Genomic DNA, 18105 nt, shown 5'->3' with positions numbered 1-18105 from the left:
GTATATACAATTATCATTGATAATGGTTGTAATACCAACCATGCAGCCCCTAGCATACTAGTTTGGTATCTACTTTTAAAGTCACGTTTTATGCTATTAACAATGAAGTCTTTATATCTGTATGCAGAAAATATTATACCTAACATTAATTCAAACCTCGGATTAAATTCAAAATTTCCGCAGTTCTCTTTTTCATTACATCATCCGAATTACGACTTTCTATATTTACTCGTAGAACAGGCTCTGTATTTGATGTTCTGATGTTAAGGCGCCAATCGATAAACTCAAGGGTTAGACCATCAATGTCATGCTCAAATTCACTACATTCTGAGTATTTATTCCTAATTATCTCTATGATGTCATTAGCGTTATTTAGTTTGAAATTTATCTCACCACTACAAGGATATGTTTTAATTCTTTCCCGTACTACAGACACCAAACTAGTCTGTCCTATAGAGAGCATTTCTATTACAAGTAGCCACGGAATCATCCCACTATCGCAATATGCAAAATCGCGGAAGTAGTGATGTGCGCTCATCTCGCCACCGTAGATAGCATCTTCCTTACGCATACGCTCTTTGATGAAGGCATGGCCCGTTTTAGACATCACAGGAATGCCGCCAGCTTTAGTTACAATATCGATAGTATTCCAGGTCAGTCGCGGGTCATGGATGATCTTCGCGCCCGGTTCTTTTTGTAAGAACGCTTCAGCCAACAGGCCTACAATGTAGTAACCTTCGATAAACTGCCCTTCTCCATCAAACAGGAAGCAACGGTCAAAATCGCCGTCAAATGCGATCCCTAAATCTGCGCCATGTTCTTTAACAGCATCGGCAGTGTCTTTGCGGCATTCTGGTAACAGAGGATTAGGGATCCCGTTAGGGAAAGTGCCATCCGGCTGGTGATGAACTTTAATAAATGAAACGGGGACATTAGCAGCAACGAAACGTTTTTCAATCGCGTCAATGACATGGCCTGCAGCACCATTGCCAGAGTTAACCACAAGCTTCATTGGACGAGTGAAGTTCGCGAAATCAATGTAGCCCATTAAGTGATCGACATAAGCGTCAAGGATAGAAATCTTCTTGTAGCTGCCGCGCAGTTGGGCATCCACAGGCGCGAAATTATTTTCTTCGGCTAAACGCTGCACATCGCGTAGTCCTGTGTCACCACTGATAGGTTTCGCATTTTCGCGAACCAGTTTCATTCCGTTATAATCCATCGGATTATGGCTGGCGGTAACTTCGATGCCGCCATCTACACCAAGATGGAAAGTTGCAAAATAGATCTCTTCTGTCCCGCTTAAACCAATATCGAGGATATCGGTACCCGCATCCATTAGACCATTCGCTAATGCCAGCTTCAGGCTCTCGCTGGTTAAGCGAACGTCACCGCCCACCACGATTGTTTTAGGCTTGAGGAATTCACCGTATGCGCGACCAATGCGATACGCAATATCTTCATTTAATTCTTCGCCTAATTTTCCGCGAATATCATAGGCTTTAAAACAAGTCAGCTTAGACATAGATCTTTTTACCTTAAAAATTAGCAACGACCATACTGGTCTTTAATACGAATAATGTCATCATCCCCTAAATACGAGCCAGATTGGATCTCAAGCAGTTCCAATGGAATCTTGCCTGGGTTTTCCAGTCGATGTTGTGCTCCGATGGGAATAAAGGTTGATTGGTTTTCAGTCAGCAGGAATTTTTGATCTTTAATCGTCACTTCACCCGTACCAGAAAGCACAACCCAGTGTTCGGTCCGGTGGTGATGCATCTGCATCGAAAACGCTGCCCCCGGTTTAACGGTGATCCGATTTACATTAAAACGCTCGGTCTGTACCACCACATCGCATCGCCCCCACGGACGGTATATTTCCCGGTGACGCTTATATTCACTGCGATGATTAGCTTTAAGATACTCAACAACTTTCTTAACATCCTGCACCTGATCTTTATCAACGACCAGTACAGCATCTTTTGTATTAATGATCACCAGATTATCGACACCGATAGCTGCGACCAATTTTTCATCAGTGTTGATATAGCAGTTATTTGCGTTGTGCATGAAGGTATCGCCCGTCAGAACATTACCTTTTTTATCTTTAGGACTCACTTCCCATAGCGCCGACCAGGAACCCACGTCACTCCAGTCTGCATCAAGCCCAACGACGACAGCGTCTGTCGTTTTCTCCATGACCGCGTAGTCAACGGACTCATCCGGACAAGCGATAAACAGATCGCGATCGATCTTGATAAATTCATCGCTATCTTTGCAACCGCGGATTGCCGCCTTGCAGGACTCAAGAATATCCGGTCTGAATTTTTCCAGTTCTTCAAGATATTTCTTGGCACGGAACATAAACATTCCACTGTTCCAGTAATATTCGCCAGACGCTAAATAACTTTCCGCAGTTTCTTTGTTCGGTTTTTCCACGAAACGGTTGACCTGGTAAGCGATATTCTCACCAAGGACTTCTTCCTTACCACGGTGAATATAGCCATAACCCGTTTCTGCACCAGTTGGTACAATCCCAAATGTGACAAGGCGCCCCTGCATGGCAAATTTAAATGCTGACTTTACAGCCTGGTGGAATGCCGGCTTATTGTTAATTATATGATCTGCGGCTAATACCAGAAGAATTGGGTCATCACCATTCTCTATTGCACTTAATGCTGCCAGCGCTATTGCTGGCGCAGTGTTACGGCCAACGGGTTCAAGAATGATATTATGCGAGAGCTTATTAATTTGTCTTAGTTGCTCGGCAACAAGAAATCTGTGTTCCTGATTGCAAATGACTACCGGTTCCCGTGCATCGACATCATCCAGGCGGAGCACTGTTTCTTGCAGCATTGAACGCTGTCCATACAAGCGAAGAAACTGTTTTGGGTAGAGCTCGCGCGACATCGGCCATAAACGACTACCGGTACCACCAGCCATTATCACAGGAAGTAACATTTTAAATCCTTAAATATCAATGCGTTATACTAAACCAACGAAAGAGTCTCATCGTCGCTCAATGACAAATGGGCACGCTACCGCACTGGCTCTACAGCTACCAGGACACTGCTCATTTTATGTTGGGCAAACAAATTGCTGATACCCCTCAACGAATTAGGGATATCTCGACCGAATATTCTCTTATTTATTCACTGTGTAGACAAGAAAAATGTCCTACGGCGGACCGGTAATTTCTTACCGATCTACCTTTTTTAGTATTTGAAATTTATAAAAAAACAGTTGTAGCAGCATGCTGCGGGTATCAGACAAATCATTACTCTTTACATATACTGCTGCGATACCCGGTTCAAATCGTAGGCAATGAGAGTAGCAGTGGCATTAGCTCAGCAGTTTTAAAATTTGATCCCTGAACTTCGGCCCCTCTTTCAGGTTGCGCAGTCCGTACTTCACAAATGCCTGCATATAGCCCATTTTCTTACCACAATCGTAGCTATCGCCGGTCATCAACATAGCATCAACAGACTGTTTTTTCGCCAGCTCAGCGATAGCATCCGTTAGCTGAATACGCCCCCACGCACCTGGCTGTGTACGCTCAATTTCCGCCCAAATATCAGCAGAAAGCACATAGCGCCCTACGGCCATCAGGTCCGAATCAAGGGTTTGCGGCTGATCGGGTTTTTCAATAAATTCAACGATGCGGCTGACCTTACCTTCGTTATCCAAAGGCTCTTTGGTCTGAATAACGGAATACTCAGAAAGATCGCCAGCCATACGTTTTGCGAGCACCTGACTACGTCCGGTCTCATTAAAGCGGGCCACCATTGCGGCCAGGTTGTAACGCAGTGGATCCGCGCTCGCCGTGTCAAGAATGACGTCAGGTAACACCACCACGAAAGGGTTGTCCCCGATTACCGGGCGTGCGCAAAGAATTGAGTGGCCCAGACCAAGCAATTGTGCCTGACGGACGTTCATGATAGTCACACCTGGAGGGCAGATGGACTGCACTTCGGCCAGTAACTGGCGCTTAACACGCTGTTCAAGCAGCGATTCAAGTTCATAAGAGGTGTCGAAGTGGTTCTCAACCGCGTTCTTAGACGCATGTGTTACCAGAACGATTTCTTTGATACCTGCAGCTACAATCTCGTCGACAATGTATTGAATCATCGGCTTATCAACGATCGGTAGCATCTCTTTTGGGATGGCCTTTGTGGCAGGCAACATGTGCATCCCGAGGCCTGCTACCGGAATAACTGCTTTCAAATTAATCATTAAGTCATTCACCTATTCAATAGTTGCTGAATTATAGCTTTTTAGCTTGTTTTAGCCAGTATGAATTACATTGCTCAGTTAGGTCGCATGTTACGCCGCTTATCGGCAGAATGCAGTAATCATAATCTTAGCCGGGTAGGTTTTTAGCCAGGAATGGTCGTAAAATTACCGACCCGGTAGTCGAAAATTCACTGCCGCGACATTCACAACCTGGTGGGTTACGCTGTCAATATCAACCGAGCTTTGTCCTGCTTCATTAACTGCATAAACGTTGGCCAGCGAGAGCAAGGTACCCTGTTTGGCCATAAACTTACCGCGGACATCTTTGCGCAGATCAAAGTGCATCTTTAATGCTGGCCCTGTAGTGGATTGTTGCATCACCTTGATATTTCGCAAGAAAAGATGCTGAGGTTTGTTATGCAGCTCCAGCGTCGCGCGCTTCATCTCAACGTTGGTAATGGCCACAAATGAAGTTGCATTACCTGAGGAAATCTGAATACCACGTAATTTATAATCGAGATGTGTGTTATCCAGTTGAATATTATTTAGCTTAAAGTTTTGTGGTATGGACAAATATCGTCCTTTGATCACACCGTAACCAATCAGCATCCCTGCGCTATTTTTCATATTGATATTATCGATCACGAAATTATCACATCCATAAATAGCGACTGTAGCATTATCGATGCCCGCTTTCTTGCTGAAATCCGGGGTGATATTTCGCGCGGTAATATTACGAATGATAAAATGTTTGCCGTTCTCGACATGGACTAACTGCCGACAATCCGAGCCCGTTATATTTGCTACCACAAATCTTTTCACCGCCAGTTCGTCTGGGTAGGTGTTGTCGTACGTACTACCTGCCAGCCCAATACCGATACCCCAGTTAACATTTCCGTTCGTACAATTGATGCGTTCTATAACATGGTCTGAAATCACGATGTCACTGTCGTTTATCGCGACATTCCACTCGATGGCATCACCCTGTAAGTCACTAAAACGACTGTTGGTTATCCGTACGCCATCCATCTGATTATGAAACCCCTGACGCAAGATCCCATAATTCGCATGAGTGACGGTAATGCCATCAATGGTGAGATTACGCATCGCTCGCGGCGTTTTCCCACCGATATAAATTTGCGCCACGGGGGCGAAACCGCTCATGGCTAGGCCTTTTATCACACAGTCGGAGCCCCGAACATCAAGGGTAATATTTCGCAAGCGCCCCCCCTGCCCCCCTGTCACACGACAGCCATCCTGCAGAATAAATCGCCCACGACTACTGCTACTGACCCCGCCTTGCAGATGCAACGTTTTACCTGGCGGGATCACGATTGCGGTATTGATATTCTTGCACTCCAGACCAGCAGGCACGATAACAGTTTGCGCCTCTGAAAACGCCTGGCGGAAGGAAGCCACCCAATCCTGGGGATTGTAATCCTGAATGTTGACGCTACCCGGTGATTCAAGCGCCCGGGCAACGGGAGAATGCAGTACGACAAGCGCAGAACCTGCCGTCAGAAAAGTACGTCGGGAGAGTTTTTTCTCTGGCATACAACCTCGATTTACATCGTTTGCAGCAGACTGGCTAGCTGTTTATTGATCGCCAACTGGTTAAATTCAGCGGCTATTTTTTCGCGGGCGCACGCCACCACCGGCTTCACTTGCTCACTGTCGAGCATACTGATCGTCGCTAATCGCTCCGCCAGGGCCTGAGCATCATTTTCTGGTGCCAGCCAGCCGGACTTTCCAGCGTCCACCAGCTCAGGGATCCCACTGTGCACGGTAGAAACGACCGGTATTCCAACCGCCATGGCTTCCATCAACGCCACCGGGATCCCCTCCATGTCACCATCAATCCCCGTGACGGAGGGCAACAGGAAAACATCCGCCTGCTCAAGCATCTCTTTAACCTGATGGCTGGGTTTAAATCCTGACATTTCAATCACATCATCCAGTTGATATTGCTCGACAAGCGTACGTAACCGACGCTCCCAAGGGCCAATTCCCAGAATGCGATAACGAAATGAGATACCTCGCGCCTTCAACTGGCGGCACGCTTCAATAGCGACATGCAGCCCTTTTTTCTCGGTTAACCGTGCAACGGAAAGAATTTCTAGCGGCGTACCTGGCGCTTTCACCTCACGAGGTGTAAAACGCGTCATATCAATCCCCATACGCGATACCGCTATTTTATGTGGTGGACATCCCATATTTCGCAAACGTTCGGCCCAGAGATTGCTGATGGGCAACATCAAATCACCGCGCTGAAACAGCTTCTGATATTCGGGGGTATAGCGGGCAAGGATGTCCCGATGCGAAACATCAATACCATGGAAGACAGTGGCTATTTTGCCGCGGATCACGCCGAGTTCACGCAGTTTGGCCGCCGTTACGCCAGCGGGCCCAAAGTGCGCAATAAAGACATCGGCCTGGAATGCGCACGGGGTTGCCGCACAGATCGCGGCTAAAATCAGATTACGCGCCTCATCGCCATAGCGTGGAACATTGAACGCCTTCCAGGTCGCAGTCCGGGTAATGCCCTGTAAAATCGTCAAGGTGCGATATTTCAGCTTTGCCAACCTGCCAGCCGGTTCTTTCAATAACCATCGTGTTTTTTCGCCCAGGCGGTAGTCCACATAGGAAGCATGAGTGTTATCAAGATCGCCCTGATATAACGCGATAATTTCAACATCATGCCCCATATCGATAAACGCGGTAATCTGATTCAGCACAAAGGTTTCAGAGGACAGCGGAAATTTAAGCAGGAAAAAGCTGACTTTCATTTCCCCTCCTCAATACGCGTTAATACCGATTGCACCATGTGCATACCGTGTTCACGTTCACGCTTAACGGCCTCCTCTACCCTGACATTAAGTTCAGCCAACCGTCCCAGGATATCGGCAACCCTGCCCTCAAGGCTGCCATCCAACAGATGGTGGATATCAACCGCCATTTCCGCTAATCCCAGTTGCTGCATAATTCCCGCCGATTTGTGCTCATAATTAATGGCTATCGCCGGCGTCATAAAGTTCATCGAGATGATGGCAGAGTGCAGGCGTGTGCCCACCGTCAGGTCACATGCGCCCAATATTTTTCCCATTTCGAGATCGTTTAGTTCATCCATGACCACGTGATAACGGGTCGGATCGTTAACGTACTGGCGCAGGTTCAGTGCAACCATGCGATCATCTTTGTTGTAACTATCAATACCGGTACAGGTTGAGAGCGCCATCACCTGGTAACCTTCGTCAAGGATCCGATTAACCACGCCGGCAAAGGCTCGCTCATAGGCCTGTTGTGTGGTCCCAAGACGCTTATCAAACGGTGCCAGTTCACGTAGTGTAATGGCGACAGTCTTCTGCTTTGCTGCCGTTTGTAACCAGTGCTGTACGGCATAACCCGGTTCAAAGTCATCGTGATGGTTGTCTACCAGCCAGGCGGTATCCACACCCGACTCAACTTTCTCTGTCGTTATTTCACTGCGTTTCATCAGTTCCAGACTGACCGACTCTCGTAAAATTAGCGCATTGCAGTGCCCAAAAACGTAATTCGCCAACTGATTGAACTGTTCGTCCTGGAATGGCCCTACGCTGTGACCAATCATGTACAGCGGTTTTTTGGCCATAAATGAACACAGTGCATGCTCAAACTGCGGCACACCATAAAGATCGACAAAAAACGATCCTCCGACCTGGATAATGGCGTCATAACGCGACAACAAGCGGACAAAGTCAGTAAACCCCTGAGCAATAGCGATGTTGCGCAGATTTCCGGAATCGGTAACGCGCGAGAGCAGCACCTGATGCTGATAGCGACGACGCAGCACTTTCTTTACGCGCCCCATGACGCCTGCAGCGTTGTTATGCTGCTTCATCTGTGAATACAGTGGGTCGCCCATCACCGGTCGGTTTAGTAACCAGGAGGAACTCACCGGATAGCGGCTCATCACATCCACTTCCGTCTCAGGCTGGAGCGTATGAATGGCATCCAGCAAACCGCGCAAAATGGCGCTGTCCCCACGATTTCCGCAGGTGTGGTTGCCCAGAATCAGTAATTTCATCATGACCTCTTAAAATCAGTGCGGATAACGGTTTTCGCGTCTCCGGACGACAACAAACGCAATTCATCCTGCGCGGAACAGGGCTTTCATTTTTTCACCTCGACAGAACTGGCGTTTGATTTCCACCACCAGCGGATCACGCGACAGCATAATCATCACGACAAACGCCAGAGCGCCAGCGGCTATCTGTAGGCTCAGCAACGCACCTAACGGCAATTTATTTTGCAGTGTCATTCCCAGCACGTAACTCACCACCAACGTGGGTAAGGAGAGATAAAACGGTAGCCACAGGCTGAGCATGTACTGCCGATAGCTCGGTCCCAGTACCGGTTTGATCATCACGAAATAGCTCAGGATGGTGTTTATGACCTGTACCAGTAAAAAACCCAGCGTGACGCCAATCACACCCGCCATATTTCCGCCAACCAGGATGGCGGGGATAAACAAGAAAGTTTTGAATATATTGAATTTGAAGCTGATATCGACCCGTGCTTTGGCCATCAGCAGAGAGCCAATCGGATTACCGACTGAGCGCAGCAGACCCACAATGCACAGCAGTTGCAGCACCGGAACAATACTGTTCCACTTTTCACCAAACACCAGCGGTACGACGTTATTCGATACCACCATCAATCCCAGTAGCGCCGGGAAATTGATAATGCCGACAACGGATAGCAGCTTGTAAAAATTCACCCGTAGTTTTTCGGTATCGTCCTGAATTTTGGCAAACGCAGGAAACAGTACTCGGGTAATTATCGGATTCAGTTTGATGGGCGGTACAACTGCCACGTTCCAGGCAAGATTGAAGCCTCCCGCCACGCCCGCCCCCAGGGTTCTGGCCAGCACCAGCGTTGAAAGGTTGGTGTTCACGTAATTGATAATGCTGTCCGCCGTCAGCCACGCCCCAAAGCGCAGATTTGACGACACGGATGAAAGTGAAAAACACAGTCCAGGTCGATAATTTTTGCGGCCAAAATAGCCAAACAGCAGCGTGCGTAGCGTACTGTTCACCAGATACCCAACAATGGCCGTCATGGCGATCGGCCAAAAATGCGCGCTAACCACGGTAAAAGTAAAACCGGCCAGTACTGAACTGGTTTCAATCATGCCAATTTTGTTGAAGGCCAGTTCTTTTTGCATCAGCGCACGGAACTGCTGCCCATGCGGGATCACCACAAACGCCAGCGCTAAGGTTTTAACCAGTGGCACCAGCTCAGGGTTATTAAGCACATCGGCTATAGTCTCGCTGAGCGAAAACATAGCAATACAAACGGCGATCCCCAGTCCAACGTTTAACCAGTACAAGGTGGTTAGTTCAAGATAACCTATCTCTTTGCGCTGAATAATCGAGTTGGCGATCCCAAAATCAGACAACGTGTCGGCCAGCGCGATAATCACCAGTGACACGGTTAATAAGCCGAACTGATGATTATCAATAATCCGCGCCAGAACCGTCATCTGGATGAGCCCCAGACCGATGATGATTACCGTAGCAATGGCTGACCACTTGGCACCGTTGAGGGTTTTTTCTCGTAAGCTCATATTAATATGCCGCTTTATTGACGAAGCCTTTAAACACCGTCAGAAAAACGATTTTGATATCGAACCACACACTCCATTCACGAATGTATTCGAGGTCAAACTCTACCCGTTTTTCCATTTTTTCCAGCGTATCGGTTTCACCACGCCAGCCGTTGATTTGCGCCCAACCGGTAATACCTGGCTTCACCTTATGGCGTAACATGTACCCTTCTATCAGCTGACGGTACTGTTCGTTATGCGCCACCGCATGTGGACGCGGCCCGACAATAGACATCCCTCCTGTCAGCACATTGATAAACTGTGGTAATTCATCCAGAGACGTCCGCCGCAGGAAGTTACCCACGCGGGTCACACGCGGATCGTTCTGCGTGGCCTGGGTAACTACTGCATCGTTTTCCATTACCTTCATGGAACGAAACTTCCAGACTTTGATCGGTTTCCCGTCCATCCCATAGCGGGTCTGACGAAAAATTACCGGCCCCTTTGAGGTCAGCTTCACCATCAGCGCAATGGCGCATAGCACAGGAGAAATTAGCAGCAGGATTAACGATGCCAGGACGATATCCTCCGCGCGCTTCAGCAGACGATTAATGCCAGAAAGCGGTGTGTCATACAGCGGTACCACAGGAACACCGTTCATCTCTTCAATTCGTGAGTGCAGAATATTGAAGGTAAAGACATCAGGGATCAGGAGCACTGAACAGGTGGTATCAGCCAGTTCGCGTACCAGTTTTTTTACGCGCGCCCCATCGCTCATCGGCATAGCGATATAGACGTTATGAATGCGTGAGGCTTTGGCATCATCCACCAGTTGCTGCAGATTTCCCGCCCAATCACGGGCATTTTTCCCGGGTATTGGGTCGTGATAGACACCAGCGACCTCAAATCCCAACCATGGCTCATGGCGAAAGCTTTCCAGCAGTACCTGTCCGGCGGGAAGGTCCCCTGCTACCGCTACCCGGCGCGTGTTATAACCACGATTTCGCAACCATCCCGCCCCGTAGCGAATAAACGCACGGCACAGCACCAGACCAATACTTGACAGCAGATACCATGCCAGCCAAAGAGCAAACCGGTTATCAAAATCGTTATTAAAGGCAATCAGACCCGCGCAAAAAATCAGACTCAGCGTCCAGTTTTGCAACAGCAGCACCAACTCAGTTGAAATTTTTACCCCGCGCCAGGAGCGGTAGAAATCCGTTATCCCGCCCAGCATCTGAAAAACGACCAGCGTGATTAACGCCACCAGCAGGTGCATATACAGGAAAGGCAAACCGCTCAGTTCGCAGACTATCCATAATCCACCAAACATGATGGTGATATCTGAAAAGCGTTGCACCATCGATATTAACGACGCATTGGTTTTGGCTCGTTCGCGCTTTTTTAGATGTGTCATCGTGGTTCCTGTTAGTCGCCACTTGCCCGTATCGGGCAAGGGAAATACCAGCATTACTGATTTAGCAATGCCAGGAGAGTGCGCGTTCGCACGTTCAGGCGTACATCAGCAATTGACCCGTAACAAATATCAAAAGTGGTAACACAGACTATTTGGCTCACGTTATCTCCTTTTTCAGGCAACAGTTAGCCCGGACCTGATTGCCTCAATAAATAAGTAACAAAGGCCAGACTCTGTTATTTTTATTTCATAAAAGTTCGCAGAGAGTCAGTTAACAGAGATGAATAATAGATTTCTATATATGCTCATGATGTGTGCCAAATCTTACAATATCATCTTCTTCAAGGTAGACTCCAGAACGAACTTCAATCATCTCCAAGGGAACCTTCCCTGGGTTTTCAAGACAATGAACAGTACCCTGTGGAATATATACTGATTGATTTTCACTTAATAACTGGACCTCATCACAGATCGTAACTTTCGCAGTTCCCGCAACAATAATCCAGTGTTCAGCGCGATGATGGTGCATACGTAATGCAAAGCCCTGACCGGGTTTCACGGTTATTCTTTTAACCTGATAACGATCGCCTTCATCGATAGAATCATATTTCCCCCAGGGTCTAAAAACCTCCCGATGAATATGATGTTCCGAGCGACCTTCCGCCTGAATTTGTGCAACGATTTTTTTTACATCTTGTACATCTGTTTTATTTGCGATTAATACTGCATCTTTAGTTTGGACAACAATCAGATCTTTTACGCCGACGGTTGCCACCAGTCCCGACTCGGCGTAGACGTAACTGTTTTCAGTGTTATGATCAATGACATCGCCATGATAAACATTGCCCTCATCGTTACGATCGCTGATTTCCCAAAGTGATGACCATGACCCTACATCGCTCCAGCCGACGTTCATCGGCAGGACTACAGCATCCGTGGTTTTCTCCATCACGGCATAGTCGATCGATTCTTCTGGACAATCCTGGAAATCCTCCCGACTGACACGGATAAAATCATTGTCCAGTTCAGCGTTATCCATCGCCAACAAGCAGGCCTGTAAAATATCTGGACGATATTTTTCGAGCTCTTCAAGATAGCGTCGGGCCTGGAATAAAAACATACCGCTATTCCAATAATATTCACCAGCAGAGATATATTTTTCGGCTGTTTCAAGGTCAGGTTTTTCCACAAAAGCATCAACATTGAAAGCAACAGAATCAACTTTTATCTGGGTACTACTGACTTCACCGCGTCGAATATAACCGTACCCTGTTTCCGGTGCATCCGGGACGATACCAAATGTTACCAGCTTGCCATTTTCGGCTAACGGAATGGCTGAGGTCACTGCATCGTGGAAGAACTTATTTTCTTCGATAATATGATCAGCCGCCAGGACCAGCAACAACGGGTTATGATCGGAATTATTGTTGCATGCCGCGATTGCTGCCAGCGCGATTGCGGGTGCAGTATTCCGGGCTTGTGGCTCAAGAATAATATTACCCGTTAGCTTATCAATTTCTTGTAATTGCTCAGCAACAATAAATCGATGCTTTTCATTACATATTACAAGCGGTGGTGAACAATCCAGGCCATCAAGGCGGCAAATTGTCGATTGCAACATAGTGTTTTGCCCATCCAGACACAAGAACTGCTTTGGATATAATGTTCTGGATAATGGCCATAAACGGCTACCGGACCCACCTGCAATAATTACCGGATGAATGTTATTTTGGCTCATACGTCAACCCTTCAAATGATTAATAAATTGATTTAAGACATTATCTTTTTCAAGTGCAGACTCTGCATATGAACGTGCAATCATATTGTATTCAGGCATAGTGATTGCTTCAGTAATACCCGCCACAAGCATTTCAACTGATTCTGGCTCAATACAGATCGCAATACCTGGATGTTTCTGACAAAGCTGCCCCAGTTCGGTGTGGGGCTCTGCTGTAATCACGGCATTTCCCCCGACCGCCAATATGTTCGTTAACTTCGAAGGAAGGACCGCATCTGCAGCGCCACGTCTTTGGATGACTAAATGGCAATCTGCTAGCCTTAATAACGCAGGCAGCATTTCATAAGGTTGCAGTGGGTAGAACTTAACATTCGTTAGGGCTCGTTCCTTGACCATTTGTTCCATCCTGGATTTTCCCCCTCCCTGACCCACAATAACGTATATCCATGGTTTATCCTGAGTCTGACTTGCAGCCTCAACGATATTTTCAACACCTTGCTTCTCACCAATATTGCCGGAATACAAAATCATTTTTTTATCGGTTGGCAAATCAAACTGCTGACGTATTTGCTCTATATCAGCACTATCCACCTGGCTGAATCTTTCCACTTCAGACCAGTTCGGGAAAAAGATAAGTTTTTCTGCAGCAACACCTTTCTCCTGCGCTTTTTGCATCATAGAACGGGAGATCGTGGAAACATTATCCACACTCAACAAACTGCTGCGCTCAAATGCTTTGGCTACTCGCGCAATCATTGTGGAGTTTCCGGTTGCCGCCAGTCCCAGTCCCAACATCGCATCAACTTCATAGTCCTGAATATGCAGCACGGTGCGAGAGCCAGACAGTTTTGCCAACAAACGCATTCCTGGTGTACAGAATAGCGTGGGTACCACACCGATAATGTATTCAGGCTTCCACCGATACTGAGCCAACAGGGGAAAAAGACTGCTCAGGGCAAAACTGCCCAAATGTAGCAACCGCTTTAGCGTTGAAGGCTGAGCCGGTACATATAATGGACAGCGCCAGACAGTAGTGACACCCACTTCCCGACGATAACGCCAGGAAGAATAAGGCTCGCCTACTTGCCACTGCGGATAATAAGGGGGGGCCGTGACAACCCTAACCTCATGCCCCTGGCCTGCCATCCATTCCACCATCTCTCCCGTGTATTTACCAATTCCGGTCAACTCGGGCGAGTAATTGATGCCATAAACCAGAATTCTCATATCCCGGGCACCCGATCTTTCGTCGCTGGGTTGAAATATGCCTGCGTATTTTTATGCACATTTCCATCGACAATCAGTTCATCCGATTTAGCCCAACGCCAGGTATCATGCTGTTTTGACGGCAGCATTGATGTACTGGTATTAATTTTCAGTCGAAAACCCAGCACCACATAATGCGTTGTAAACGAAGAACCAGAAAAATTATCATCATAAAAGTGCTGCCAGACACCAAAAAACTCACCGTGTGTTATGGGAAACTGCTGACCTAATTCCTCTTCCGTCAAACGCATAAATGCTTGTTCCAGCGTTTCATCTTTTAATACTCTGCCGCCTGGCACAAACCAATATCCTTGAGCAGGCCTGTTAGTTCTTTTCCCAACTAAAAACTCCCCAAACTCATTCTCAATGATAAAATCCAGAGAGATCAGCGGTATCGTGCGCACCGCATTAGCGAAGTCTTCTTTATTGAGAAACATTACTCACCCCGATACCGCTGCTGATTATCAAGGAACCAGCGATAAGTATTAACCAGCCCCTGTTCAAGCCCTATTTCATGATGCCATCCGAGTCTTCTCAGGCGGCTCACATCAAGCAGTTTCCGTGGTGTCCCATCAGGTTTAGAAGCATCAAAAATAATTTCACCGCGAAAACCAACAACTTTTGCAATGGCATCGGAAAGTTCACGAATAGTGCAATCTTCACCCGTACCTACGTTGACATGGGAAAGCATTGGCTCTGTATTCTCCTGCCAAACCTCATTGTCTAACTCCATAACATGGATGCTTGCTGCCGCCATATCATCGACATGCAAAAATTCACGCATGGGTTTTCCACTGCCCCAAACTTCAACGTACTTGTCATCACGTTGGGTGGCTTCATGAAAACGACGCAATAGTGCAGGAATCACATGGGAATTATCTTTATGGAAATTGTCGTTAGGTCCATACAAGTTCGTCGGCATCACTGAACGGTAATCCCGGCGATGCTGCCGGTTATAGGACTCACACAGTTTTATCCCTGCAATTTTAGCGATGGCATAGGGCTCATTTGTCGGCTCCAGTGATCCCTGCAACAACTCGCTCTCTTTGATTGGTTGCTGCGCAAACTTAGGATAAATACATGATGAGCCTAAAAATAATAACTTTTCGACATTTGAATTATGAGCCGCATGAAGAATATTACTTTCCATCATCATGTTTTCATAAATGAAATCAGACGGATAATTATTATTAGCCATAATCCCGCCCACTTTTGCCGCGGCAAGATAAACCTGGTCAATATGTTCACTGGTAAAGAAATCATTAACCGCCGTTGTGTCTAATAAATTGAGCTGCTCACGGTTACGAATGATTAACTCTACATCTTCACGTTGTGCGAGTTGTCGGTAAATAGCAGAGCCCACCATTCCCCGATGTCCCGCGATATAAACACGTTTCTTCTTCATCATCATTAGCTCTCCAGTGCAATAACAACATCGTAACCATGGGACTTCAGCAGTGAATGTTTCTTCGCAGCCTCCAGATCGTGGGCAACCATTTCAGAAACCATCTGTCGCAGCGTGATTTCCGGCTTCCAGCCCAGTTTTTCGTGTGCCTTCGTCGGATCGCCCAACAGCGTTTCCACTTCCGCAGGACGGAAATAGCGCGGGTCGACGGCGATCATCACATCCCCCGGTTTCACCCCTGGCGCATCATGCCCAGTCACCGAAACCACAATGCCTTTTTCATTCACGCCCTCACCTTCAAAACGCAGCTTAATACCGAGTTGGGCAGCGGCCATTTCCACAAACTGACGGACGGAATACTGCACACCAGTGGCGATCACGAAATCTTCCGGCTGTTCCTGCTGCAACATCATCCACTGCATCCTGACGTAGTCTTTGGCATGTCCCCAGTCACGCAGCGAATCCATGTTGCCAAGGTACAGACAGGACTCCAGTCCCTGGGCGATGTTGGCAATTGCGCGGGTAATTTTGCGAGTGACGAAGGTCTCGCCACGGCGCGGAGATTCATGGTTAAACAGAATGCCGTTACAGGCATACATGCCATAAGATTCACGGTAATTGACGGTGATCCAGTAGGCATACAGTTTGGCGACGGCATAGGGCGATCGCGGATAGAACGGTGTCGTTTCTTTCTGCGGGATCTCCTGAACCAGACCGTACAGTTCAGAGGTGGAAGCCTGATAGAAACGGGTTTTCTTTTCCAGCCCCAGGAAGCGAATCGCTTCCAGCAAACGCAGTGTGCCGATCCCATCAACATCAGCAGTATATTCTGGCGAATCAAACGACACCGCCACGTGGCTCATTGCGCCCAGGTTATAGACTTCATCCGGCTGAACCTCTTGCAAAATGCGGGTCAGATTAGAGGAGTCCGTCAAATCGCCATAATGCAGATGGAATTTGGGATTACCCGCATGCGGGTCCTGGTAAATATGGTCTACCCGTTCGGTATTAAATGACGAGGCCCGGCGCTTAATGCCATGAACTTCATAACCTTTTTCCAGCAGAAACTCTGCCAGGTAAGAACCATCCTGCCCGGTTACGCCAGTAATGAGAGCGACTTTTGACATGTTATTACCTCTTAAAATTTCCCTTCAGGGAGTAACGTTCTCGACGCGTTTACGCGTAACTACTGCGGGGTTACCCCGACATATGGCATTGGCCGGCAACGATTTAAAAACGCTGCTGCGTGCACCCACGACGGTGCCGTCGCCAATCGTCACGCCAGGCGCGACAAAAACATCTGTCGCCAGCCAGCATTTCTCGCCAATCACAATTGGCGAGGCGCTAATATCAAAGTGTTGACTGGCATAATCATGGCTTCCGGTGCATAAATAGCTTTTCTGCGAAATAACCGCATGAGCCCCAATCGTAATATTACCCAACGTATATAGAACCGCGTCATCACCCACCCAGGCGTAATCACCCAGTGTCAATTTCCACGGGTAAGTAATTTTTACTGAGGGCCGAATAACTACGTTTTTTCCTATTTTTGCGCCAAATATCCTTAATAAAAATGCACGCCAGCGGTACATAACCTGTGGTGACCAGTGAAATAATGTTGCCTGAACTGCCCACCATAATTGCACTTTAATGACACCGCCGCCGCGAAAACCTTTCGGCACCGCGAAGCCGTTTAAATCCTGCATAGCGTATCCTTACGTTTTACCATATAAGTGTTTTGTCTTACCGGTTGTGCGCAGGCGTATATATTCAGAAAATCCGGCCCAAAAGCCCGGCATACGCAATATTTGTCGCTGGACTCTTTTGGCATCCCGGCACAATTCCAGATTATTCGTAGTCGATACGCCACCCATGGAAAACTCCGACACTAAACCAGTCAGTTTTTTAAAAGCGAACCCGGATTTGTATAATTTTGCTGCCAGTGCATAATCCGATGATATTTTATATTGCAAATCATAATGCCAGGTTTGCAGGCCTGTCAGCGGGAAAAATATTGCCTGATGACTGGCTGGCAAACTGTGGTAGATGTACCAACCGGGTTTAGCCCGGCGCGTCATTTTTTTACCATTACCAAAGTCCAGCAATGCATCGCCAATCACCATCGTTTTATCACTCTGCGTTTTTAACTGGCGGATAAAATGCGCAGAATCAGCGTGCAGAATATCTCCAGAGTTGAGAAAGAGTGCAAAACGCCCGCGCGCCATAGCTATCCCTTTATTCATTGCGTCGTAGAGACCGTTATCAGGCTCGCTGACAAAACGTAACTGGTGCTCTCCATTGAGATTCTCCAGGAACGCTGGCGTACCGTCTGTAGACCCCCCATCGATAACAATCCACTCAAAGCTGATATCGCTCGTCTGCGCAAGATGTGCTAGTGACGCGTGGGTTTTGACGATCCCGTCCAGATTGCGAAAAGCGACGGTGATAATACTCAGCAGCAT

At 47.5% G+C, this 18105-nt stretch carries 15 protein-coding genes and 1 pseudogene; all 16 read right to left on the bottom strand.

What is annotated here, in order from left to right:
* Window positions 1-146, bottom strand: a pseudogene (locus tag NNO08_RS11280) (ABC transporter permease); the annotation flags it as partial.
* The gene (gene cpsG / locus NNO08_RS11275) at window positions 146-1525 is read right to left on the bottom strand and encodes a phosphomannomutase CpsG (RefSeq protein WP_271456739.1); all 1380 of its coding nucleotides are present in this window, start codon (window positions 1523-1525) and stop codon (window positions 146-148) included. The pseudogene NNO08_RS11280 and the gene cpsG, both read right to left, overlap by 1 nt.
* Window positions 1526-1545: 20 nt before the next feature.
* Complete coding sequence (locus tag NNO08_RS11270; protein ID WP_271442417.1) at window positions 1546-2961, bottom strand: mannose-1-phosphate guanylyltransferase/mannose-6-phosphate isomerase; 1416 nt, start codon at window positions 2959-2961, stop codon at window positions 1546-1548.
* Window positions 2962-3342: 381 nt separating this feature from the next.
* Complete coding sequence (gene galF / locus NNO08_RS11265; RefSeq protein ID WP_115643576.1) at window positions 3343-4233, bottom strand: GalU regulator GalF; 891 nt, start codon at window positions 4231-4233, stop codon at window positions 3343-3345.
* A gap of 165 nt (window positions 4234-4398) precedes the next feature.
* Window positions 4399-5787, bottom strand: a complete 1389-nt coding sequence (wcaM, locus tag NNO08_RS11260; RefSeq protein ID WP_271456738.1) for a colanic acid biosynthesis protein WcaM — start codon at window positions 5785-5787, stop codon at window positions 4399-4401.
* A gap of 11 nt (window positions 5788-5798) precedes the next feature.
* A complete protein-coding gene (wcaL, locus tag NNO08_RS11255) occupies window positions 5799-7019 on the bottom strand; it encodes a colanic acid biosynthesis glycosyltransferase WcaL (protein ID WP_271450328.1) in 1221 nt (406 codons plus the stop codon).
* A complete protein-coding gene (gene wcaK, locus NNO08_RS11250; protein WP_271450351.1) occupies window positions 7016-8296 on the bottom strand; it encodes a colanic acid biosynthesis pyruvyl transferase WcaK in 1281 nt (426 codons plus the stop codon). The genes wcaL and wcaK overlap by 4 nt, the downstream gene beginning before the upstream one ends.
* Window positions 8297-8359: 63 nt before the next feature.
* The gene (locus NNO08_RS11245; RefSeq protein ID WP_271456737.1) at window positions 8360-9838 is read right to left on the bottom strand and encodes an MOP flippase family protein; all 1479 of its coding nucleotides are present in this window, start codon (window positions 9836-9838) and stop codon (window positions 8360-8362) included.
* A gap of 1 nt (window position 9839) precedes the next feature.
* Window positions 9840-11234 (bottom strand): undecaprenyl-phosphate glucose phosphotransferase, encoded by a 1395-nt coding sequence (gene wcaJ / locus NNO08_RS11240; protein WP_271455095.1) that lies wholly within the window; start codon window positions 11232-11234, stop codon window positions 9840-9842.
* Window positions 11235-11529: 295 nt separating this feature from the next.
* Window positions 11530-12972 carry a mannose-1-phosphate guanyltransferase gene (gene cpsB / locus NNO08_RS11235; protein WP_271456736.1) on the bottom strand — a complete coding sequence of 481 codons (1443 nt, stop codon included), beginning with the start codon at window positions 12970-12972 and terminating at the stop codon, window positions 11530-11532.
* Window positions 12973-12975: 3 nt separating this feature from the next.
* Window positions 12976-14199: a WcaI family glycosyltransferase gene (locus tag NNO08_RS11230; protein WP_271456735.1), complete on the bottom strand. Its 1224-nt coding sequence runs from the start codon at window positions 14197-14199 to the stop codon at window positions 12976-12978.
* Window positions 14196-14675: a GDP-mannose mannosyl hydrolase gene (locus NNO08_RS11225; protein ID WP_271456734.1), complete on the bottom strand. Its 480-nt coding sequence runs from the start codon at window positions 14673-14675 to the stop codon at window positions 14196-14198. Before NNO08_RS11225 ends, NNO08_RS11230 begins: the two co-directional genes overlap by 4 nt.
* Window positions 14675-15643, bottom strand: coding sequence for a GDP-L-fucose synthase (gene fcl, locus NNO08_RS11220; RefSeq protein WP_271450352.1), 969 nt, complete (start codon window positions 15641-15643; stop codon window positions 14675-14677). Before fcl ends, NNO08_RS11225 begins: the two co-directional genes overlap by 1 nt.
* A 5-nt stretch (window positions 15644-15648) precedes the next feature.
* Window positions 15649-16770, bottom strand: a complete 1122-nt coding sequence (gene gmd, locus NNO08_RS11215; protein WP_271442409.1) for a GDP-mannose 4,6-dehydratase — start codon at window positions 16768-16770, stop codon at window positions 15649-15651.
* Window positions 16771-16794: 24 nt separating this feature from the next.
* Entirely contained in the window at window positions 16795-17349 is a 555-nt protein-coding gene (gene wcaF / locus NNO08_RS11210) for a colanic acid biosynthesis acetyltransferase WcaF (protein ID WP_271456733.1), read from the bottom strand.
* A 9-nt stretch (window positions 17350-17358) separates the two neighbouring features.
* A complete protein-coding gene (gene wcaE / locus NNO08_RS11205) occupies window positions 17359-18105 on the bottom strand; it encodes a colanic acid biosynthesis glycosyltransferase WcaE (protein WP_271450335.1) in 747 nt (248 codons plus the stop codon).

It is taken from the genome of Citrobacter sp. Igbk 17 (genome assembly GCF_028069775.1).
Lineage (GTDB): Bacteria > Pseudomonadota > Gammaproteobacteria > Enterobacterales > Enterobacteriaceae > Citrobacter.
Note: the sequence above shows the minus strand (reverse complement) of the source record. Positions and strands in the feature narration are given on the sequence as shown.